This window comes from Rahnella contaminans, assembly GCF_011065485.1.
Classification (GTDB): domain Bacteria; phylum Pseudomonadota; class Gammaproteobacteria; order Enterobacterales; family Enterobacteriaceae; genus Rahnella; species Rahnella contaminans.
Genome location: NZ_JAADJS010000002.1, coordinates 63,279 through 84,280 on the forward strand (window position 1 = coordinate 63,279; position 21,002 = coordinate 84,280).

The following is a 21,002-nucleotide window of genomic DNA, read 5'->3' on the forward strand; positions in this document are numbered from 1 at the left end:
ACGTCTTACCGTTCGGAAATTTTAAAGACGCTCACCAGTTGTGAGAGATGACGCCCTTGTTCGCTGAGCGCCGCCGCGGTTTGCTGTGAGTTTTCCACCAGCGTGGCATTTTCCTGCGTCGCTTTACCAATCTGCATGATGGCAATGTTCACCTGCGAAATGCCGGAAGACTGCTCGTGCGAAGCCACATCGATATCGCTCATCAGCACTTTCACCTGGCGGATCCCTTGCAAGATATTGCTCATATTCGCCTGTGTTTTTGCCGCGCTCTGATGGCCATCTTCCACTTTACTCAGGGAATCGGCCACCAGCATTTCGATTTCTTTCACCGCATTCGAACTGCGCTGTGCCAGTGCCCGCACTTCCGAGGCGACAACGGCGAAGCCACGACCATGCTCACCCGCTCTGGCGGCTTCTACAGCGGCGTTCAGCGCCAGAATATTGGTCTGGAAGGCGATGCCTTCAATCACCGTGGTGATATCCGCAATGCGCGTTGAGGCATGTCTGATGGCTTCCATGCTTTCGACGGACTGATTCACCGCATCTGCGCCGACCGTGGCGGCTTTATCGGTTTGTTGCACCAGTTGTGTTGCCTGTGAGGCGTTGTCTGCGGTGTTCTGCACGGTGGCGGTAATTTGCTCCATGCTGGCGGACGTTTCTTCCAGACTGCTGGCCTGCGTGCCGATCTGCTGATTAATCTGCTGGCTGTCGTGCGCCAGCCCCTGCGTGTTGAGCATGACTTCGGACGAAACCTGCCGTACCTCACCGACAATCTTCTCCAGACCATGACCGATGCCGTCGATGGCGTGCATCAGCGCGCCGATTTCGTCCACACGCTGCGTTTGTGCCCGGGCGCGCAGATCGCCGCTGGCATATTGCTGGGCGATATGGACCACGTCACTGAGCGGGCGGCTGACCAGTTTGCGCGTCAGCCAGATGAAAAATGCGGCAAAGCACGCCAGCGCCAGCAGGCTTATCAGCAGGAAGTGATTACGGGTGCTGTTCACCTGCTCCATCAGGCTGTCTTTATCCGTGCTGCCGACCACGACCCAGTGCCATGCCGGAACACTGGCATACACCATGAATTGCTGGTGCTGGCTGGCAGTGTCTGTGTACTCGCGCTGGCCTTTTGGCTGCGCCATCACCTGTTGCAGTTCGCCTTCAGGCCAGGCCGGTGTTTTGCCTTCATCAGTGGAATGCACCAGATATTTACCGAGATCTTTACCGGGCGCGCTATTGAGCACAAAGAAATACCCATGGTCACCAATGCGTTTGGAAAGAATTTTTTCCCGCATGTTTGCATATTCTTTGGTGATATCTACCCCGACAAACAGGATGCCAATCACGCTGCCTTGCGCGTCGCGAACCGGCTGATATTTGGTGATGTATTTTTTGCCGAATAGCGTCGCCAGACCGCTAAAAGATTGTCCTGCCATAATTTGTGCGTAAGCGGGGCTGGTATTGTCGAGCAAAGTGCCGATGGCGCGGTTGCCGTCCTGCTTTTTCAGCGAAGTGGTCACGCGGATAAAATCATCGCCACGGCGGGCGAAAACCGTAGAGATCGCGCCGGTGCGTGCCAGAAAATCATCGGGTATACGCGTATCAAGATTCAGGGGATTGCCGCCTGCTTTAATGACAGGGGCAGACTCACTGCCGATCATCACCGGGCTGGCGGTATCCAGCTCGAAATTCTCAGGCAGAAAATGGCTGAACAGGCGCGTGTAGCTGTCCACTTCGGCATTCAGGCTGGCGTTATACATCTCAATCATGTCAACGACGCCGGTCACCTGTTCTGAAATGGCGTTAACGGCCAGTGCATTAACCTGTCTGCCCGCAGAGTGTGTCAGTGACAAAGTGAAAATAATAAACAGGGTGCCGACCAGCAGCGAAGCGATACTGGCCAGTTTTGCGCCTATGCTCCAGCGGCGAAATGAGCGTTTTGATGCCGTTTTCATGGTGTTTTTCCGTTTGCTTCTGATAGCGCACTAACGGCGGCAAACGGGAAAGGATTAACGTTCAAATGTAACCGGTTATTTCATAAAAAATTGATCTGAATCAATGAAATAATTCTCGATGTGTGAATTTTCATTTTATGAAAATAGCTGATTTTCCTTTCACTTCAGTAAATGGTTATAAATCATACGAAAAAGGTTGTGGTCGGCTGGCTGCAGGCCGGTAAAATGAAAACCAGACTGAAGCCAAATTCATTTGCCAGAAAGCGTAAAGGGAGTATCCGATGGTTGAGATGTACGAAGAAAATATTGACGGGATCCAGGTTGTTCACGCCGTTCCTGCCGGGCAATATCAGCAGCAGCTCCCGACGATATTTTTCTATCACGGTTTTACCTCTTCGAAAGAAATTTACTCCTATTTTGGTTACACGCTGGCGAAGGCCGGTTTTCGCGTTATTTTACCCGACGCCCGCCTGCATGGCGCACGCGCGGACGGGGATGAAGCCCGGCTGCTGGCGAATTTTTGGAGCATTTTGCAGGGTAACGTCGAAGAGTTACCGGTCCTGAAAGATCACTTCGTCGGCAAAGGTCTGGCTGATTCTGAAAGATTGGGCGTCGGCGGCGTGTCGATGGGCGGAATGACGACGATGGCCGCGCTGGTAAAATTCCCGTGGGTAAAAGTGGCGGCTAATTTGATGGGTTCCGGTTATTTTTCAAAATTATCGCACCATCTTTTTCCGGCTTACGACACGCAAGACACCGCGCAACGCGACGCGTTTGAACGTGAATTTGCACCGTTACTCAGCCTTGATTTCAGCGGGAAAGCGGCTTTAATTGCCGGTAAGCCGTTGTTTGTCTGGCATGGTGAACAGGATGATGTCGTCCCGTTCGGCGAAAGTCAGCGCCTGCGGCAGGAACTCGCCGAGAATAGCGCGGATGCAAACCTGACGTTTATTTCAGAAGCGGATGCGAAGCATAAAGTGTCGGTGAATGCGCTGGCGAAAACTACGGCATTCTTCGCCGCAAAGCTGTAGAGAAATTAATCTGCCTTTCTCCTTGAGTTTCCCACAGGCTGTACATATAATTGCGCGTCATTTTTTCGACCGCACAACAAACACGTTCCTTGCTTCCATGGGCCGCGGTTGACCCTGACAGGAGGCTGAATAATCCGTAAGGAGCAATTCGATGCGTCATTACGAAATCGTTTTTATGGTTCACCCTGACCAAAGCGAACAGGTTCCGGGCATGATCGAGCGTTACAGTGCAGTAATCACTAACGCTGCTGGTCAGATTCACCGTCTGGAAGACTGGGGCCGCCGTCAACTGGCTTACCCGATCAACAAACTGCACAAAGCTCACTACGTTCTGCTGAACGTTGAAGCTCCGCAGGAAGCGATCGATGAGCTGGAAACTAACTTCCGCTTCAACGACGCCGTTATCCGTAGCATGGTTATGCGTACTAAACACGCGGTAACTGAAGCATCTCCAATGGTTAAAGCAAAAGACGAGCGTCGTGATCGCCGTGAAGACTTTGCTGAAGCTAACGATGATGCTGAAGCTGGGGATTCTGAAGAGTAATTGCCGTGACGGCGAATCGTCTGGTGTTGTCAGGCACTGTGTGCAAGACCCCCATTCGTAAAGTCAGTCCTTCGGGCATTCCTCACTGCCAGTTTGTGCTTGAGCACCGCTCGCAGCAGCAGGAAGCCGGATTTAGCCGACAAGCATGGTGCAGAATGCCCATCGTTGTCAGCGGACAAGCGTCACAAGCATTAACTCACAGCATAACGGTCGGCACGCAACTCACTGTTTCCGGATTCATTAGTTGCCATCAAGGGCGCAATGGACTGAATAAAGTGGTGTTACATGCCGAGCAGATTGATTTGATAGATTCTGGAGACTAGCCTAATGGCACGTTATTTCCGTCGTCGCAAGTTCTGCCGTTTCACCGCGGAAGGCGTTGTAGAGATTGATTACAAAGACATCGCTACGCTGAAAAACTACATTACCGAAAGCGGTAAAATTGTCCCGAGCCGTATTACCGGTACTCGTGCAAAATACCAGCGTCAGCTCGCTCGTTGCATCAAGCGCGCACGCTACCTTTCTCTGTTGCCATACACTGATCGTCATCAGTAATCGGCAACTGTCAATTAACGACTCTGAGAGGATAAGGTAATGCAAGTTATTCTGCTTGATAAAGTAGCAAACCTGGGCAGCCTGGGTGATCAAGTTAACGTTAAAGCGGGCTACGCTCGTAACTTCCTGGTACCACAGGGCAAAGCTGTTCCTGCTACCAAGAAAAACGTTGAGTTCTTCGAAGCACGTCGTGCAGAACTGGAAGCCAAACTGGCTGACGTTCTGAACGCTGCTGAAGCTCGCGCAACTAAAATCAACGAACTGGGTTCAGTAACCATCGCGTCTAAATCAGGCGACGAAGGCAAACTGTTCGGCTCTATCGGTACTCGCGATATCGCTGATGCAGTAACTGCTGCTGGTGTTGAAGTTGCTAAAAGCGAAGTTCGTTTGCCGAATGGCGTTCTGCGTACCACTGGTGAACACGAAGTTGAGTTCCAGGTACACAGCGACGTATTCGCTAAACTGAACGTAGTTGTGGTTGCTGAAGCGTAATACGCTGCAGTTAACCTGTAAAACGCCGGCCTTGTGCCGGCGTTTTGCTTTTCTGCGTCCGGCAAAATACGCTAGTCTGAAAAGGCATTCATGGAGCGATTCGATGGCAGACATTACTCTTCAGCGCGTTTACGATTTCCACGGTCCGGCACAACAACATTGCTATCTGACGGATCGTTTATGGCCGCGTGGTATCAGCAAAGAAAGATTGCAGGGCGTCGTCTGGCTCAAAGAGGTAGCACCGAAAACTGAGCTACGTCAGTGGTTTCATCATCACACCGATCAGTGGGATGCGTTCACCGCACGTTATCGTCAGCAGCTAGAAGTCAGTGAGCACTGGAAGGGATTACTGGAGATAGTGCAGCAAGGCCATTCGCTGACCCTGCTGTTTGGCAGCAAAGACGTACACCATAATCAGGCCGTCGTGCTGCGCGAGTTTCTACTGGAAAAACTGCATAAAAAGCTCAATGCTTAACCGCCGCGCTGGAAACTGCCGTCCGGCTGGCGCGTAAACGTCACCGTCACATTCTGATCCGTCGTCACCTGTAATGCGGTGACCACGCCCTGCGCATCACGCTGAATCTTCACCTGCTGACCCGTTTTGAGCGTGCTCAGCGGCTTGTCAGCACCTTCAACGCGCGCCATCGCGAACACATCATTCACGGCCATATTATTATCGCGGAACAGCTGAGCCAGCGTTTGCCCTGACTGAACCTGATAATTGCGCCAGGTGCCGGTGCTGTCGTTCACCTGCGGCTGTACCGGGTCCGGTTCAGCCATTTGCGTGGTCCGGCCCTGATCGTTACGCAAATCGGCCTGCATCGGAATGCTGGTCGGCTGCTGCGGTTGTGAAGGCGCGTAGGTATTTTCCGGCGTATAAGGCCAGAGCAGTGCCAGAAGGATCACCAGTACACTGATAATCATGCCACGGCGGTGCGCATATGGCAGGGGCGACATCCAGTGGAAATCGTCGCTCATATGCCAGATTTTGCTGAGCAGCGTTTTGCTTTTCGTCACCGCAGAAGAAGCGCGACCGGTTTGCCCGACGTTTTCTTCCTCTTCGTTTTCAGTTTGCGCTGTCGTGTCTTGCATCGGCCTTTTCATAATGGCAATCCAGGATCTCAACATGGGTTGATAAATACGGACGGCTTTCCTTCTCCTGGGCGGGATTCTGCCCATGACAACCTCTCTTTTTCACTGTCACAATTTCGACTGCCTGTTGCTGCCTAGTATAGCTGTTTAACTGCTTGATGCGGAAAGGGGCAAAGCATAAATATCACTCAAACGATGTGTTAAATAGCGGCAAATACGAAAAATTTATCGAAAAGTGGAAGGAACTGCGTCAGGCGTCAAGTTGCCTCACAGAGAATTTTACCCAAAAGCGTTGCGCTGCTATGCTGCGCGTTCGACATTTTTAAGAGCTAAGGAAAATTCATGACTACCCCTTCATTTGACAGCGTAGAAGCGCAGGCAAGTTACGGCATCGGCCTGCAGGTCGGTCAACAGTTGCAGGAATCAGGTTTGCAAGGCTTAGAGCCTGACGCACTGCTGGCAGGCTTACGTGACGCGCTGGAAGGGAATACGCCAGCCGTTCCTGTTGATGTGGTTCACCGCGCACTGCGTGAAGTCCACGAACGTGCTGATGCTGTTCGTCGTGAACGTCAGGAAGCCTTGGCTGTTCAGGGCCAGGAATTCCTGGCTGCAAATGCACAGCGCGAAGGCGTGAGCAGCACCGAATCTGGTCTGCAATTCTCTGTTATCACTCAGGGTGAAGGCACTATCCCGGGCCGTCAGGACCGCGTACGTGTTCATTACACCGGTAAACTGATCGACGGCACTGTGTTCGACAGCTCCGTACAACGTGGTGAGCCGGCTGAATTCCCGGTTAACGGCGTGATTGCTGGCTGGATTGAGGCACTGACTCTGATGCCAGTGGGTTCTAAATGGGAACTGTACATCCCTCATAACCTGGCTTACGGCGAACGTGGTGCGGGTGCTTCCATCCCTCCATACAGCGCGCTGGTCTTCGAAGTTGAGCTGTTAGAAATTCTGTAATTCCGCGCGGAAACCAGAAACCAAAAGGGCGCATTTGCGCCCTTTTTTCATCTTTGTCTTTTAGGGCGTGTCACTTACGGATAGCGAAATTACTCGCCGCGTAATGCCCGCGGGAACAGCAGATTATTTTCCAGATGGATATGTTCCATCAGGTCGGTAATGAACTCATTAATCCCGGCATACAGCGCACGCCAGGTGACACAGGCGCCTTCCGGCGGCGTCACGTTATTGGTCAGTCGTTTGATCTCTTCCAGAATAACGCCCGCATCATCATGTTCACGTTCCATCACTGAAATCGGACCGGCGGCTTGACGTCCCATTCCGCTGCGGATCATCGGGAACAGGATCTGTTCTTCTTTCATCATATGTTGGGTCAGTTCGTCGAGGATTAGTTGCAGCTGGATCGCCAGACCGTGCGGGCAGGGCAGTTTGTCACCGTGAACGCGTTCGACTTTATCCGCCATCAGTACCAGTTCCGGCAACTCCTGACGGTGACGATCGTGATAAAGCGGAATAATGAAATCGATGATCTCTGCCAGCGGCGCGGTTTTCCAGTCCGTCGAAGTGTCCGGTTGCTGTGCAATTTCAGCAAGTTGCTGTTCTATCGCATCAATATCCAGCTCTTTTTTGGTTATGGCGCGCAGAAGCGTTTGTTTGCCACCACAGCAGAAATCTAAATCATACTGACGAAAAAGACGGGTTGCGCGCGGAATGGCAACTGCCAGAGCGCCAAGAGGTTGGTCGCGATAGTCCATGATGAAGCCTCATTAAATGAATTAATTTATAACATGCATTATAAATGCATCTTTAAGGCAAGGCTATAGCTCAAAAGAAGTACAGAAAGAAAAAACGCCCCCGGAGGAGCGTTGAGTGAAGGGCTATTTTTGCAAATCGACCTGATAAACCTCGAAGCCAATATCGTCCGTGCCTTTGGCGGTGACCGGATATTGCGCGTGAGATTTGATGAAGGCTGCGGCTTTGTCGCCCGGCGATGTCTCGAAGCGGATATCCAGCGGCTGCGGCGCTTTAATCGTTGCCAGCTTCCAGTTGTTGTCCGCCGTTGGCGTAACGGCACCGTGCTTTTTGGTTTCTGCGCCGATGTATGCAGCCACTACAGAACGGTTCTCATCCGGCGAAGCGAAGGCAATATGTTTATCGCCGGTGCCCGCAAATTTTCCGCCGTAGGCACGGTAGTTGTTTGTGGCAACCAGGAATGTCGCTTTCAGATTGATAGGCTTACCGTTAAACGTCAGGTTTTTAATGCGCTCAGCATCTTTGTTGATGAGCGTACATTCGCCGTCATATTTCGCCGGCTGGCTGACATCAATCTGATAATTCACGCCATCGATCACGTCGAAGTTATAGGTACGGAATCCGTCCCAGTTGATCAGCGACTGCGGTTTAGTGCTGTTCACGTCAATCTGATTAAACTGACCCGCAGAGCATTCCAGCCAGTCTTTCACTTCCTGACCGGTGACTTTCATCACCACCAGCGTATTCGGATACAGGTATAAATCAGCCGCATTACGGAAGGTCAGCTCACCTTTTTCCACTTCAACATAGCTGGCCGGATCGTTTTTACGCCCGCCCACTTTGAACGGTGCTGCAGCGGATAATACCGGCAGATTCGCTAAATCCGGATCACCCTGAATGAAATGCTCGGTATAGGCCTTCTGCGCATTATTGACGATTTGCACGGTCGGGTCATCCTGAACCAGGGCCAGATAGCTGTACATGTTGTCATTAGATTTGCCGATCGGCTTGCTGACAAATTCGCGTGTGGCATCGTGAGAATGCGCGAGGACTTTCACCAGCTCCTGATCTTCAGCGGCCAGCGATTTCTTCTGCACCTTATCATAAATCGGGCGCGCTTCGGCCTTCGCGGTTTCAACTTTCCAGCCGTTGCCGTCGTTATTTAAAACCATATCCACCACACCCAGATGGTCGCCCCACATGCCCGGCATCACCGCAGGAATGCCATTCAGCGTCCCCTGTTTGATGTCAGCGCCTTTGATATTGGCAAACTCTTCGCTGGGGAAAACAGCATGCGCGTGACCGAACATAATGGCGTCGATGCCTTTCACCTGGCTCAGGTAATACACCGAGTTCTCGGCCATCGTTTTATACGGATCGCCCGACAGGCCGGAGTGGGGGATGGCGACAATGATGTCTGCGCCCTGTTTACGCATCTCCGGGATCCACTTTTTCGCGGTTTCGGTGATATCGGCGACCGTCACTTTGCCTTGCAAATTAGCCTTGTCCCAGACCATGATTTGCGGAGGTACGAAACCGATATAACCGATGCGCAGATTATGCGTTTTGCCGTCGCGGTCTTTGACTGCGTTATCGGTTATCAGGAAAGGTGTGAACAGTGGTTTTCCGGTTTTATCATCAATCACATTGGCATTCACGTACGGGAATTTCGCCCCGGCCAGCGCTTTTTTCAGGTAATCCAGACCATAGTTGAATTCGTGATTCCCCAGGTTACCGACCGCGTAATCCAGCGTGTTCATGGCCAGATAAACGGGATGAACATCGCCCTGTTTCAGCCCTTTTGATGCCATGTAGTCGCCCAGCGGGCTGCCCTGAATGATGTCGCCATTATCGACTAACACAGAGTTGGTCACTTCGTTACGCGCCGCGTGGATCAGGCTGGCGGTGCGCACCAGCCCGAATTTGTCCGTCGGTTTATCTTTGTAGTAATCGAAGTCCATCATGTTGCTGTGCAGATCCGTGGTTTCCATGATGCGCAGATCCACCTGTGCCGCGCCCGCAGATGTTGCGATCACCGTAGCCAACAGGGATAACGTCAGATGACGCTTATTCATTGCCTTGCCTCCAGAGAACGGGCGACGCCCGGAAAAGAAAAACCGGATATGTATCTCAAAATTTGCTGAGACTGTAACCAGTTGCCATAAATAAATGTGAGTTGTAACAACTTTATGACGTCTTTAAACCGTCATTACGCTGGCCCGGTAACATTACGGGATGGCTATTCACGGTAAAAAAAACTAGGCTTGAGAAATGAGAATCAAAGCATTGAGGTAAAAGATGTTAGAACAAATTTGTCAGTTAGCGCGCGAGGCGGGCGACGCCATTATGGCGGTCTATGACGGCGAGCAGCCGCTCGATGCGCGTCATAAAAAAGACGATTCACCGGTCACGGCGGCCGATATTGCGGCGCATAACGTGATTAAGGCCGGTTTGCAAAAGCTGGATCCGCAAACGCCGATGTTGTCGGAAGAGGATCCGCAAAGCTGGAGCGAGCGTCAGACATGGACGCGCTACTGGCTGGTCGATCCGCTGGATGGCACCAAAGAATTCCTGAAGCGTAACGGTGAATTCACTGTGAATATCGCGCTGATCGAAGACGGTGTTCCGGTGCTGGGCGTGGTGTATGTGCCGGTAACCCGAGTGATGTACAGCGCAGCCGAAGGCAAGGCGTGGAAGGAAGACCAGGGCGAGCGCCGGCATATTCAGGTGCTCGAAGCGCATCCGCCGCTGGTGGTTGTGAGTCGCTCACATTTCAGTAATGACCCGGAATTGCAGGATTATCTGGCGCAGCTGGGCGAACATCAGACCGTGGCTATCGGCTCATCGCTGAAATTCTGTCTGGTGGCCGAAGGTTCTGCGCAGCTTTATCCACGCTTCGGGCCGACCAATATCTGGGATACTGGCGCCGGACACGCCGTGGCGCTGGCCGCCGGTGCGCAGGTGCATGACTGGAAAGGGCAGACGCTGACGTATACGCCGCGTGAGTCTTTCCTGAATCCGGGCTTCCGGGTTTCTCTCTTCTGATACAAAAACTCCGGTTTCACGCCGGGGTTTTCTTCATTACTCTTTCACCAGCTGATCTACCAGCGTAATCACCTGCTGCACTTCCTGCGACGTCAGTTGCCCGTCTTTGGCAAATTTGATCACGCCATTTTTATCCAGCACGACGACCGCCGAACTTTCCGGTTGCAGTTCCCATGCTTTTTTCACTGCTCCGTTGCTGTCGACAATCACCTGTGACCACGGGAATTCACGCTTGCCGCTTTCAATGCTTTTACGCACGAACAGGCCTGTGCCGATGATTGCGTCGTCAGTGTTAACGATAGTGGTGGTCTGGTAACGATCGTGCGGCAAATTTGCGGCGCGGATGGCGGTGATCAGCGGTTCATTGAGCGCTTTGGCGCTGCTTCTGCCCGCCATGTGCTGCACGATGCGGACTTTGCCCGGCAATTTCGCGCTGTTCCATTTGCTATAGCTGAACTGGTCATTGACGTCACTAAGCTCGCCTTTATTGTCTACGCCGACAGGAGCCACGCGCTGGCCGACGGTAAAATTATGAGCGGAAGCAAAAAGCGAAAATGTCATAAAAGTGATCACAAAAAGACTTCTTAAAAGCATAGATTCTCCGGGGCGCAAATGAACAGTCCACTCCATCATAGGATCGCCCAAGTGGTCTGTCCTGTTGGGTTGTTAAATTTGTGTTGCAGGTTACAAAATTGCCACATAAAGCAGGGTTATACTGCCATTTAGCGTCAAGACTTAGGACAATACTGAAAAGCAATGTAAAAGCAGTTAAATACACTGGCAATACCTGACTGCCCTGCTATGTTATAGGTCTCTTCACTGCAATCGACCTTTTTCTGCCCCAGTATCTGTCGCCTTGCGACGTGGCTGGTGCATGCAGTGATTTAACGGAGAAAAGTAGAAAAATGAGAATCTTCCAGCGTTACAATCCGATGAAAGTCGCAAAGTACGTCAAGACACTGTTTCGTGGGCGTTTGTATATTAAAGACGTCGGCGCGTTCGAGTTTGACCAAGGCAAAATCCTGTTGCCAAAGGTCCGGGATAAGCGCCATTTCAGCGTGATGTCTGAAGTTAACCGCCAGGTGACGCACCTGCAGGCGGAAATGGGCTGACAGCCCTGCGCGTTGTCGCTGCCGCCTTTTGCGAGCAGCTTGCGCAAACAATAACGGCCCCTTTTGGGGCCGTTTGTCTTTCCGGAAAACAAAGAACGGATGGCGTTACGCCTGTGCCTTCTTCTCGTCTTTAATTTCCTGCGGTGTTTTTGGCAGCAAAGGAGCAGCAGGCTGATCGATAATCCGGGTCACCAGCAGCTGATCAATTTTGTAGCTGTCGATATCCACGACTTCAAATTTATAACCAGCGAATTTCACGAAATCCGTACGCTTTGGAATTTTACGCAGCATGAACATCATGAAGCCGCCAATGGTTTCATAGTTGCCGGACTGCGGGAATTCTTCGATATGCAGCACGCGCATGACATCTTCAATTGGCGTACCGCCTTCAATCAGCCATGAATGCTCGTCACGGGCCACAATCTGCTCTTCCATGCCCTGACCGACAAGGTCGCCCATCAGCGTCGTCATCACGTCATTGAGCGTGATAATACCCACGACCAGCGCGTATTCGTTGAGGATCACCGCGAAATCTTCGCCTGCCGCTTTGAAGCTTTCCAGCGCTTCGGAAAGCGTCAGGGTATCCGGCACAATCAGCGCATTACGGATTTGCACGCCGCTGCTCAGCATCAGGCTCTGATTGCCCAGCACGCGGTTCAGTAAATCTTTGGAATCGACATAGCCCACGACCTGATCGATATGACCATCGCAAACCAGGAATTTGGAATGTGGATGCGTGGCGATTTTCTCTTTAATACTTTCTTCGCTTTCGCGAAGGTCAAAATAGATCACGCTTTCACGCGAGGTCATGGACGACGGAACGGTACGCGATTCGAGTTCAAACACGTTTTCAATCAACTCATGTTCCTGTTTACGCAGCACGCCAGCCAGAGCACCGGCTTCAAACACGGCATAAATGTCGTCTGTCGTAATATCGTCATTACGAACCATCGGCAGTTTGAACAAACGGAAAATCATGTTTGCCATGCCGTTAAAGAACCAGACCATCGGGCGGCAAATCATCAGACAGAAACGCATCGGGTTGACTATACGGACGGCAACCGACTCAGGTGAAATCATACCGATGCGCTTCGGCGTAAGGTCAGCAAACAGAATAAACAGGCTGGTGACCAGTGCGAATGAGCAGATGAAACTGATTTGATCCGCCAGTTCAGGCGACATAAAGCGAACAAAGAAAGTCTGGAAAGCGGGGGAGAACGCGGCATCACCGACGATACCACCGAGGATGGCGACGGCATTCAGGCCAATCTGAACCACCGTAAAGAACAGGCCAGGGGTTTCCTGTAATTTCATTACGCGTGCGGCATTGACGTCTCCTTCGTCTGCCAACTGTTTAAGTTTGATTTTGCGGGAAGCTGCCAGCGATATCTCTGACAGCGAGAAAAATGCACTGATCGCGATGAGTAAAAGAATCAGTAAAATACTGTTTAACATAATCTATCCGTTTAACACCGGGGTAAGCCGGCAGGGAAAGGCTCTCATTATTTTTGTTGCTTAAAAGAACATCTTTTTAAATGAAGCCGTAAAAAGCAGTTCATAAGAAAAAAGCGTAAGGATGAAAAACAAAGATAATTGCCAGAAATAGTTTTAAAGGGCCACATTTGTGACCCGCATAGTATAGCAGCAGCACTGAGACTGCCGCCAGCGCTTAAAAATCCCGCATTATTGCGGCGGTAAACAGACGCCGATGCCGCCTAATCCGCAATAGCCTTCCGGGTTTTTATACAGATATTGCTGATGATCGTCTTCTGCATAATAGAACGGCAGGGCTTCAGCAATTTCTGTGGTGATGGTGCGCTTATCGTTCGCTTCATCCATCGCCTGCTGGAAACTCGCCAGGCTGGCCAGCGCCTGATCCTGCTGGTCTGCGCTCAGCACATACAAGGCAGAGCGATATTGTGTCCCGATATCGCCGCCCTGACGCATCCCCTGAGCCGGATCGTGATTCTCCCAGAAGATTTGCAGCAACTTCGCGTAGCTGATAACTGCCGGATCAAACACCACGCGGACGACTTCGGCGTGGCCAGTCTGGCCGGTACATACTTCGCGGTAAGTCGGGTTCGGTGTGAAACCGCCGCTGTAACCGGAGGCTGTGCTGTAAACCCCATTCTGCTGCCAGAATAAACGCTCAACGCCCCAGAAGCAGCCCATCGCAAAGATGGCGACTTCCATATTATCAGGCACATGCGTCATTGAATGGCCGTTTACTGCGTGAATCGTTGCAACCGGCATCGGGGTTGTACGGCCAGGTAACGCATCCTCATGACTGACGGGTTGCGCTTTATCGGAAAGTTGCACCACGGAAAACTCCAGTTGTTGCTTTAATGAACAAGGTTTGTAACTAAAGGTCTTAGTGAATATCAGTGACCAACAGGCCACTCTTAGTTGTATCTGATTGCGTCTTTGCACACAATACGGGGAACGTTGCTTCGTCGTTGAACATTTTCAGGGTATTAGCACTAAAATGCTGTCATCTGACTTTGGAAAGATGAATCTGCCAGAAACGAACAGATACGCCCCGGCGGGTAACGAATTTTTTAACAGGACAGCAAAATTAGCAGGAGTGCGTGTGCCACGATATCGTGAACTGGGTTTGTTATGTGTACTGCTGGCCCCCTCACTCTCCATGGCAGCGAAAGTGCGTTTGCAGCTGGAAGGCCTGGATGGCGATTTGGAAAGGAACGTTCGCGTTCGCTTATCTTCAATTCAAAGTGATGAAGTCGGGGCTAACGGGCGGTTTCGCGCGCGTGTCAGCGCCGCCATTGAGCAGGGGTTGCGGCCATTAGGCTATTATTCGCCAACAATCGATTTCGATTACCGCGAAACCCCTCCGCCGGGCCGCCCGGTATTGATTGCCAAAGTGACGCCGGGTACGCCGGTAAAAATCGCTGGCACGAATGTCGTTATTGAAGGTCAGGCGGCCAAAGATGATGAGTTTGAGAAACTGAAGAAAGAGCAGGTTCCTGCGGTAGGCACCATTCTGAACCACGGCACCTACGACAGTTTTAAAAGTTCTCTGACCGGCGAGGCCGTGCGCAAAGGGTACTTCGATGCCAATATGCGCAAAAGCCAGCTGGGCGTGATTGAAGATGAACACAAAGCGTTCTGGGATATCCAGTTCGACAGCGGTGACCGCTATCGCTTTGGCGGCGTTCATTATCAGGGCTCGCAAATCCGCGATGAATATTTGCAAAATCTGGTGCCATTTAAGCAGGGTGATTATTACACGTCTGCGCAACTGGCTGAGCTTAACCGCCGCCTGTCCGCCACGGGATGGTTTAACTCGGTCGTTGTGTCACCAGATTTTACTGATGCCAAAGCCACAAAAACGCTGCCGCTGAATGCGCTGGTGTCACCGCGTACCGAAAATACGATCGAAACCGGTGTCGGTTTTTCCACGGATATCGGTCCGCGTCTGACGGCTAACTGGAAAAAACCGTGGGTTAACGATCGCGGTCAGAGCTTTGAAACTTCCACGACGCTCTCCGGCCCTGAACAATCGCTGGATCTCAGCTATAAAATTCCGCTGCTGAAATCGCCGCTCGAACAGTATTACCTGGTTCAGGGCGGCTTCAAACGTGAAGACCTGAACGACACCAACTCCGATTCCACCACGGTGAATCTGGCCCGTTACTGGGATTTGTCCAGCGGCTGGCAGCACGCTGTTAACCTGCGCTGGAGCCTCGACCACTTTACCCAAGGCAGCGTCACTAACACGACGATGCTGATTTATCCGGGTGTGAGCCTGAACCGTACGCGTCAGCGCGGCGGACTGATGCCGACCTGGGGCGATTCCCAACGTTATTCTCTGGATGTCTCGGATACGACCTGGGGCTCGGACGTCGATTTCGCCGTGATTCAGGCGCAGAACGTCTGGATCCGCACGCTGGCTGAAAAACATCGTTTCGTATTCCGCGGCAATCTGGGCTGGATTGAAACCAATGACTTCGAGCGCGTGCCGCCGTCCCTGCGATTCTTTGCCGGTGGTGACCGCAGCATTCGTGGTTACAAATACAAATCCATTTCCCCGCGCGATGATGACGGCAAACTGACGGGTGCCTCCTACCTGGGCACCGGTTCGGTGGAATATCAGTACAACGTGACCGGAAAATGGTGGGGTGCGGTGTTTGTAGATTCCGGCGAAGCGGTGAACGACATCACGCAAAATGATTTTAAAACCGGTGCGGGCGTAGGCGTGCGCTGGGCTTCACCGATCGGCCCGGTGAAATTAGACGTTGCCGCCCCCGTTGGCGACAAAGATGAGCATGGATTGCAGTTCTACATCGGTTTAGGTCCGGAATTATGAGTGTATTTAAGAAAATCTGCCTGGGTTTCCTGATCTTCCTGCTGCTGATCATCAGTCTGGTGGCGTTTTTAGTCGGTACGCAAACCGGTCTGCATCTGATGATCAATGGCGCGAACCGCTTCGTGCCGGGGCTGAATATCGCCAGCACCGAAGGCGGATGGCGCGATCTGACCCTTAAAGGTGTGCATTACGAAATGCCGGGCGTTGACGTGAAAGCGGGAGAATTCCATCTTTCGCTCGATTTTTCGTGCCTGAAAAACAGCGCGCTGTGCGTTAACGCGCTCCGCGTGAAGGACGTCAATGTGGTGGTGAACACCAAAGAAATGACACCGGCGGCGGAGCAACCTCAGCCAGAAAACAGCGAGCCGCTGACCAATCTCAGCACGCCCTATCCGATTACGCTGCGCGTGCTGACGCTGGATAATATCAACGTGACGCTCGATGACCGGGCGATTTCTCTGGCGTCATTCCGCACCGGCGCGCACTGGGAAGGTCGGGCGATTCAGCTGATGCCAACGCATATCGGCGGGTTGCTGATTGCCTTGCCGAAAACGCCGGTCAATCCGTTACCGGAAGTTGTTCAGGCGGCGCAGGACAAAGCGGTCGAAAAGGCTACCGGAAAACCGGCAGAACCGGCCGTTATGGTGCCTGAAAAACCACTGGGTGAGACTTTACAGGAGCTTTTTGCCAAACCGCTGCTGCCTGAATTACCGGATTTCCGTCTGCCGGTCGATCTCGATATTCAGCAAATTCTCGGTGAAAACCTGCGTCTGACCGGTGACACCGATGTGCTCATCACCCGTTTCGAACTGAAAGCCAGTACGCAAAATCAGATCGTTAAGCTCGATAAATTGCAGGTGCGTTCGCCACAGGGTTCGCTGGACGGCATCGGGCAGGCAACGCTGAATCAAAACTGGCCGGTGGATATGACGGTTAATACCGCCGTGAATCTCGATCCGCTCAAAGGCGAGAAGATCAAACTTAAAATTGCCGGGGGGCTGCGCGACAAGCTTGATGTGGGGCTGAACCTTTCCGGCCCGGTGCGTGCCCAACTGGCGTTGCAGACTCAGCTGGCGGAAGCCGGACTGCCGCTGGATCTGAAACTCAGCAGCGATGCATTGCAGTGGCCGCTGACCGGCACGCCTCAGTATCAGGTGAAAGGCTTCAAACTGAATTTCAGCGGTAAAGCGACGGATTATGCGCTTTCGCTGCGTTCTGATTTCAAAGGCGATCAGATCCCGCCCGCCACGCTGACCGTTGACGGTAAAGGGAACGTGGAGCAATTCAAACTGACGTTGCTGCGCCTGGCGGCGCTGGAAGGCAATACAGACCTGACCGGCGTGGTCGACTGGAGCAAAGCAATAAGCTGGAACAGCGAACTGAAACTGACGGGGATTAACACCACCAGACAGTGGCCGGACTGGCCTGCGAAGTTGCAGGGTAAAATTACCACGCGCGGCAGCCTGTATGGCGGCACGTGGCAGATGCAGGTTCCGGTGCTGGATCTGACCGGTAACGTCAAACAAAACGCGGTCAAAGCGCAGGGCAACGTACGCGGAAACAGCTACGGGCAGTGGGATATTCCACAGCTGCACCTTGAGCTGGGGCGCAATAATCTGGACGTGAAAGGCAAGCTCAGCGACACCTGGAATCTGGACGCTAAAGTGGATGCGCCGCATCTTGATGGCGCATTGCCGGGGCTGGGCGGCGTGGTGAAAGGGATGCTGCAACTGCGCGGTGATCTGAAAGCGCCGAAGTTGCTGGCCGACCTGACTGCCACCGGCCTAAAATGGCAGGCGCTGACGGTGCGTCGCGTGGATGTGAAGGGCGACGTCAGTTCCACCGATCAGATTCAGGGCAATCTTGCCGTGCGCGTCCAGCAACTTAAGCAGGATGCGCTGGATATTTCAGATATCAATCTGGAAGCCAAAGGCAATGAAAAGCAGCATCAGCTGACGCTGAAAGTGGAGGGCAAACCGGTCTCGGGGCGCCTGGCGCTGACCGGCAGTTTTGACCGCGCAACCGAAGAATGGAAAGGCACTATCAACAATACGTCGTTTGATACGCCGGTCGGGCAGTGGCGTCTCAACCGTTCTATCGCGCTGGATTATTTCAATAAAGAGCAGCGGATCACCGTCGGGCCACACTGCTGGCAAAATCCGAATGCAGATCTGTGCGTACCGAAAACCATTGATGCCGGTGCCAGCGGGCAGGCAAGCGTGGTGCTGAACCGTTTTGATCTGGCGATGATCAAACCTTTCCTCACTGACGATACGCAGCTGAGCGGGACATTCAGCGGCAAAGCCGACGTGAGCTGGAAAGCCGAAGGCGGTCTGCCACAGGCCAGCGTTTCGCTGGTGGGTAAAGGCGTGAAAGTACAGCAACTGGTGCAGGGGAATCCGCTGCCGGTCGCGTTCGATACGCTGAATCTGAACGCCGGGCTGAACAATGGTCGGGCAAATCTCGACTGGCTGATCAAAATTACCCACAACGGCCAGCTCGACGGCAATATCCAGATCGCCGATCCGCAAGGGAAACGTAATCTCAGCGGGAACGTGAATATCGCCCGTGTTTCTATGGCATTGCTGCAACCCGCACTGATGGATGGTGAGAAAGCCTCCGGCATCCTTAATGCGAATCTGCGGTTGGGCGGTGATGCGCAAAAACCGCAGGTCTTCGGCAAACTGGCGCTGACAGGCGTCGATTTCGACGGGCAATTTATGCCGTTTGATATCACGGATGCCAATATCAACATCAACTTCAACGGCATGTCGTCGATTATGGAAGGCGTCATCAAAACCGCTCAGGGTCAGCTGGAGCTGAACGGCAACGCCGACTGGAGCGAAATCAACGCCTGGCGCGCCCGTATTGCCGCGCGCGGGAATAAAGTCCGCGTTTCGGTGCCGCCGATGGTGCGGCTGGATGTTTCGCCGGACCTGGTGTTTGATGCCACGCCGCAATTGTTCTCCCTCAACGGCACCGTCGATATTCCTTGGGCGCGCATTACCGTGCAGGAACTGCCGGAAAGCGCTGTGGGCATTTCGTCGGATGAAGTGATGCTTAACGATCAGCGTCAGCCGATCGCACCCGTTTCGGCTTCGATTCCGATCAATAGCAACCTGATGGTCAATATCGGCCCGGATGTGCGTCTGGACGCGTTTGGTCTGAAAGCCCGTCTGGAAGGTGCGTTGAAAGTGGCTCAGGACAGCCGCGGGTTGGGTCTGAACGGACAAATTAATATTCCGTCCGGGCGTTTCCATGCGTACGGTCAGGACTTAATTGTGCGCAAAGGTCAGCTGTTATTCTCCGGTCCGGCGGACCAGCCACTGCTGAATCTGGAAGCCATCCGTAACCCTGAAGCGACAGAAAATGACGTTGTAGCCGGTTTACGCGTTACCGGCGAGGCAGATGCACCTAAACTTGAAATATTCTCAGATCCGGCGATGTCGCAGCAGGAAGCCTTGTCCTACCTGCTTCGCGGGCAAGGATTAGACAATTCTGGAGGTGACAGCGGTGCTATGACCTCAGCTCTTATCGGGTTAGGGGTTGCGCAAAGTGGTAAACTTGTGGGTAAAATCGGCGAGGCATTTGGCGTCAGCAATCTGGCGCTGGATACTCAGGGCGTGGGAGACAGTTCTCAGGTCGTGGTCAGTGGCTATGTTTTACCGGGTTTACAGGTGAAATATGGTGTCGGGATATTTGACTCGCTGGCAACCCTGACATTGCGCTATCGGTTGATGCCGAAGCTTTACCTGCAGGCGGTATCGGGCATCGATCAGGCATTGGATTTGCTCTATCAGTTTGAGTTTTAATTCATGTGACTTTTACTATACGAATATAAACATGCGAATAATTGTTTACGGTAGTCTGCGACGCAAGCAAGGCAACAGTCATTGGATGACGAATGCTCAATGGTTGGGTGACCATGAGCTGGAAGGGTATGCGCTTTATAATCTGGGGCACTATCCGGCAGTCATTCCAGGGGACGGGAAGGTCTATTGCGAAGTTTACCGCATTAACTCGTCAATCATGGCTGAGTTGGATGAGCTGAAAAGCAATACGAAAGATTATCGTCGCGAGCTGATCTCGACGCCTTACGGCAGTGCCTGGATTTACCTCTACATTCGCTCACTGGATGGTGTGCCGAGAATTGAGGGTGGCGACTGGGTGAAGCGTAACGAACCGGTCAGCGAGTAATCTGAGCAAGGTCGTCAGAAATAGTCGTTGCTAGCCAACGCGTTATACATAAAAAAACACCGCCCAGTGGACGGTGTTTTTTTTCGTGTCGCAGAAAACAATTACTTGTTTTTAGCGCGCTCGAAGGAGCTCACGATTTCAGCTTTTGCAGCAGCGGCATCAGCCCAACCTTCAACTTTCACCCATTTGCCTTTTTCCAGCGCTTTGTATTGCTCGAAGAAGTGAGTGATCTGGCCGCGCAGCAGCTCTGGCAGGTCGTTCACATCTTTGATGTGATCGTATTCTTTGCTCAGTTTGGTGTGCGGAACCGCAACAACTTTCGCATCTTCACCAGATTCGTCAGTCATTTTCAGAACGCCAACAGGACGGCAGCGGATCACAGAACCTGGTTGCAGCGGGTATGGCGTTGGAACCAGTACGTCAACCGGGTCGCCGTCCAGAGACAGGGTATGGTTGATGTAACCGTAGTTCGCAGGGTAGAACATTGCGGTAGACATGAAACGGTCTACGAACAGTGCACCCGTGTCTTTATCAACTTCGTATTTGATAGGATCCGCGTTTGCCGGGATTTCGATAACAACGTAGATATCTTCTGGCAGTTCTTTGCCTGCCGGCACGTTCAGTAAGCTCATTGTTGGTTTCCTTCATTGAACCAGGAATAGAGTGCCGCACATTATAGCCAACTCTCCCGTGATTTCCCGCCCTTTTCGTCGTATCGCCTTTGCCAATTTTCCGGCATGACCTGCTGCTGAGGATTGGCAAAATCTTCAGAATCGGCAGTAAACATTACGCATGTACCTCTTTACCGTGTAACTGGCTGTTTTTGCTTTTCTTATCAAGAGATTCAGTGGATTGCCGATAACAATATTCATACAAAAATTCAGGCAAACCTGATCCCTACCTCATTCGCAGTTTCTCCTTTTCACCTGAATAGCT

The 21,002-nt window shown here is 52.4% G+C and carries 20 protein-coding genes; 12 read left to right on the forward strand and 8 right to left on the reverse strand.

Features of this window, described 5'->3' with window-relative positions:
* Positions 1–5 precede the first annotated feature (5 nt).
* Positions 6–1,955, reverse strand: coding sequence for a methyl-accepting chemotaxis protein (locus GW579_RS09515; protein ID WP_165058837.1), 1,950 nt, complete (start codon positions 1,953–1,955; stop codon positions 6–8).
* A gap of 281 nt (positions 1,956–2,236) precedes the next feature.
* On the opposite strand from GW579_RS09515, the gene yjfP reads away from it, so the two are divergent.
* From yjfP to GW579_RS09545, 6 genes are all read left to right on the forward strand, one after another.
* The gene (gene yjfP / locus GW579_RS09520) at positions 2,237–2,986 is read left to right on the forward strand and encodes an esterase (protein WP_165058839.1); all 750 of its coding nucleotides are present in this window, start codon (positions 2,237–2,239) and stop codon (positions 2,984–2,986) included.
* Between the two features lie 151 nt (positions 2,987–3,137).
* Positions 3,138–3,530 (forward strand): 30S ribosomal protein S6, encoded by a 393-nt coding sequence (rpsF, locus tag GW579_RS09525; protein ID WP_013573776.1) that lies wholly within the window; start codon positions 3,138–3,140, stop codon positions 3,528–3,530.
* 5 nt (positions 3,531–3,535) lie between these two features.
* Positions 3,536–3,853: a primosomal replication protein N gene (gene priB, locus GW579_RS09530; protein ID WP_152325318.1), complete on the forward strand. Its 318-nt coding sequence runs from the start codon at positions 3,536–3,538 to the stop codon at positions 3,851–3,853.
* 4 nt (positions 3,854–3,857) lie between these two features.
* Positions 3,858–4,085: a 30S ribosomal protein S18 gene (gene rpsR / locus GW579_RS09535; RefSeq protein ID WP_002210155.1), complete on the forward strand. Its 228-nt coding sequence runs from the start codon at positions 3,858–3,860 to the stop codon at positions 4,083–4,085.
* A 39-nt stretch (positions 4,086–4,124) separates the two neighbouring features.
* The gene (gene rplI, locus GW579_RS09540) at positions 4,125–4,577 is read left to right on the forward strand and encodes a 50S ribosomal protein L9 (RefSeq protein WP_013573778.1); all 453 of its coding nucleotides are present in this window, start codon (positions 4,125–4,127) and stop codon (positions 4,575–4,577) included.
* A 103-nt stretch (positions 4,578–4,680) separates the two neighbouring features.
* Complete coding sequence (locus tag GW579_RS09545; RefSeq protein WP_152325316.1) at positions 4,681–5,052, forward strand: DUF488 domain-containing protein; 372 nt, start codon at positions 4,681–4,683, stop codon at positions 5,050–5,052.
* Here GW579_RS09545 and GW579_RS09550 read toward each other — a convergent pair.
* The gene (locus GW579_RS09550) at positions 5,049–5,756 is read right to left on the reverse strand and encodes an OapA family protein (RefSeq protein WP_152325315.1); all 708 of its coding nucleotides are present in this window, start codon (positions 5,754–5,756) and stop codon (positions 5,049–5,051) included. The genes GW579_RS09545 and GW579_RS09550 overlap by 4 nt on opposite strands.
* 255 nt (positions 5,757–6,011) lie before the next feature.
* Between GW579_RS09550 and fklB the strand changes: the two genes are divergently transcribed.
* Complete coding sequence (gene fklB / locus GW579_RS09555; protein WP_095923686.1) at positions 6,012–6,632, forward strand: BamJ family beta-barrel-assembly machinery protein; 621 nt, start codon at positions 6,012–6,014, stop codon at positions 6,630–6,632.
* Between the two features lie 89 nt (positions 6,633–6,721).
* Here the strand turns inward: fklB and ytfE are convergent, their stop codons facing one another.
* Positions 6,722–7,387, reverse strand: a complete 666-nt coding sequence (gene ytfE / locus GW579_RS09560; protein ID WP_165058841.1) for an iron-sulfur cluster repair protein YtfE — start codon at positions 7,385–7,387, stop codon at positions 6,722–6,724.
* A gap of 123 nt (positions 7,388–7,510) precedes the next feature.
* Positions 7,511–9,460 carry a bifunctional 2',3'-cyclic-nucleotide 2'-phosphodiesterase/3'-nucleotidase gene (locus GW579_RS09565; protein ID WP_165058843.1) on the reverse strand — a complete coding sequence of 650 codons (1,950 nt, stop codon included), beginning with the start codon at positions 9,458–9,460 and terminating at the stop codon, positions 7,511–7,513.
* Between the two features lie 223 nt (positions 9,461–9,683).
* On the opposite strand from GW579_RS09565, the gene cysQ reads away from it, so the two are divergent.
* A complete protein-coding gene (cysQ, locus tag GW579_RS09570) occupies positions 9,684–10,430 on the forward strand; it encodes a 3'(2'),5'-bisphosphate nucleotidase CysQ (protein ID WP_165058845.1) in 747 nt (248 codons plus the stop codon).
* 36 nt (positions 10,431–10,466) lie between these two features.
* Here the strand turns inward: cysQ and GW579_RS09575 are convergent, their stop codons facing one another.
* On the reverse strand, positions 10,467–11,024 hold the full coding sequence (locus GW579_RS09575; RefSeq protein WP_165058847.1) for a YtfJ family protein: 558 nt from the start codon (positions 11,022–11,024) through the stop codon (positions 10,467–10,469).
* A gap of 311 nt (positions 11,025–11,335) precedes the next feature.
* Between GW579_RS09575 and GW579_RS09580 the strand changes: the two genes are divergently transcribed.
* A complete protein-coding gene (locus tag GW579_RS09580; RefSeq protein WP_013573785.1) occupies positions 11,336–11,542 on the forward strand; it encodes a DUF1107 domain-containing protein in 207 nt (68 codons plus the stop codon).
* Positions 11,543–11,647: 105 nt separating this feature from the next.
* On the opposite strand, the gene paeA is transcribed toward GW579_RS09580, so the two are convergent.
* Complete coding sequence (gene paeA / locus GW579_RS09585) at positions 11,648–12,997, reverse strand: polyamine export protein PaeA (RefSeq protein ID WP_152325310.1); 1,350 nt, start codon at positions 12,995–12,997, stop codon at positions 11,648–11,650.
* 228 nt (positions 12,998–13,225) lie between these two features.
* Entirely contained in the window at positions 13,226–13,864 is a 639-nt protein-coding gene (msrA, locus tag GW579_RS09590) for a peptide-methionine (S)-S-oxide reductase MsrA (RefSeq protein ID WP_165058849.1), read from the reverse strand.
* Between the two features lie 325 nt (positions 13,865–14,189).
* On the opposite strand from msrA, the gene tamA reads away from it, so the two are divergent.
* The 3 genes from tamA to GW579_RS09605 are packed head-to-tail and all read left to right on the forward strand — an operon-like array spanning position 14,190 to position 20,066.
* Positions 14,190–15,869 (forward strand): autotransporter assembly complex protein TamA, encoded by a 1,680-nt coding sequence (gene tamA / locus GW579_RS09595; RefSeq protein ID WP_206738883.1) that lies wholly within the window; start codon positions 14,190–14,192, stop codon positions 15,867–15,869.
* Positions 15,866–19,681: an autotransporter assembly complex protein TamB gene (gene tamB, locus GW579_RS09600; RefSeq protein ID WP_165058853.1), complete on the forward strand. Its 3,816-nt coding sequence runs from the start codon at positions 15,866–15,868 to the stop codon at positions 19,679–19,681. The genes tamA and tamB overlap by 4 nt, the downstream gene beginning before the upstream one ends.
* Before the next feature lie 31 nt (positions 19,682–19,712).
* Positions 19,713–20,066: a gamma-glutamylcyclotransferase family protein gene (locus GW579_RS09605; RefSeq protein WP_104923512.1), complete on the forward strand. Its 354-nt coding sequence runs from the start codon at positions 19,713–19,715 to the stop codon at positions 20,064–20,066.
* 101 nt (positions 20,067–20,167) lie between these two features.
* On the opposite strand, the gene ppa is transcribed toward GW579_RS09605, so the two are convergent.
* The gene (gene ppa, locus GW579_RS09610) at positions 20,168–20,698 is read right to left on the reverse strand and encodes an inorganic diphosphatase (RefSeq protein WP_152325307.1); all 531 of its coding nucleotides are present in this window, start codon (positions 20,696–20,698) and stop codon (positions 20,168–20,170) included.
* Between the last annotated feature and the right edge of the window lie 304 nt (positions 20,699–21,002).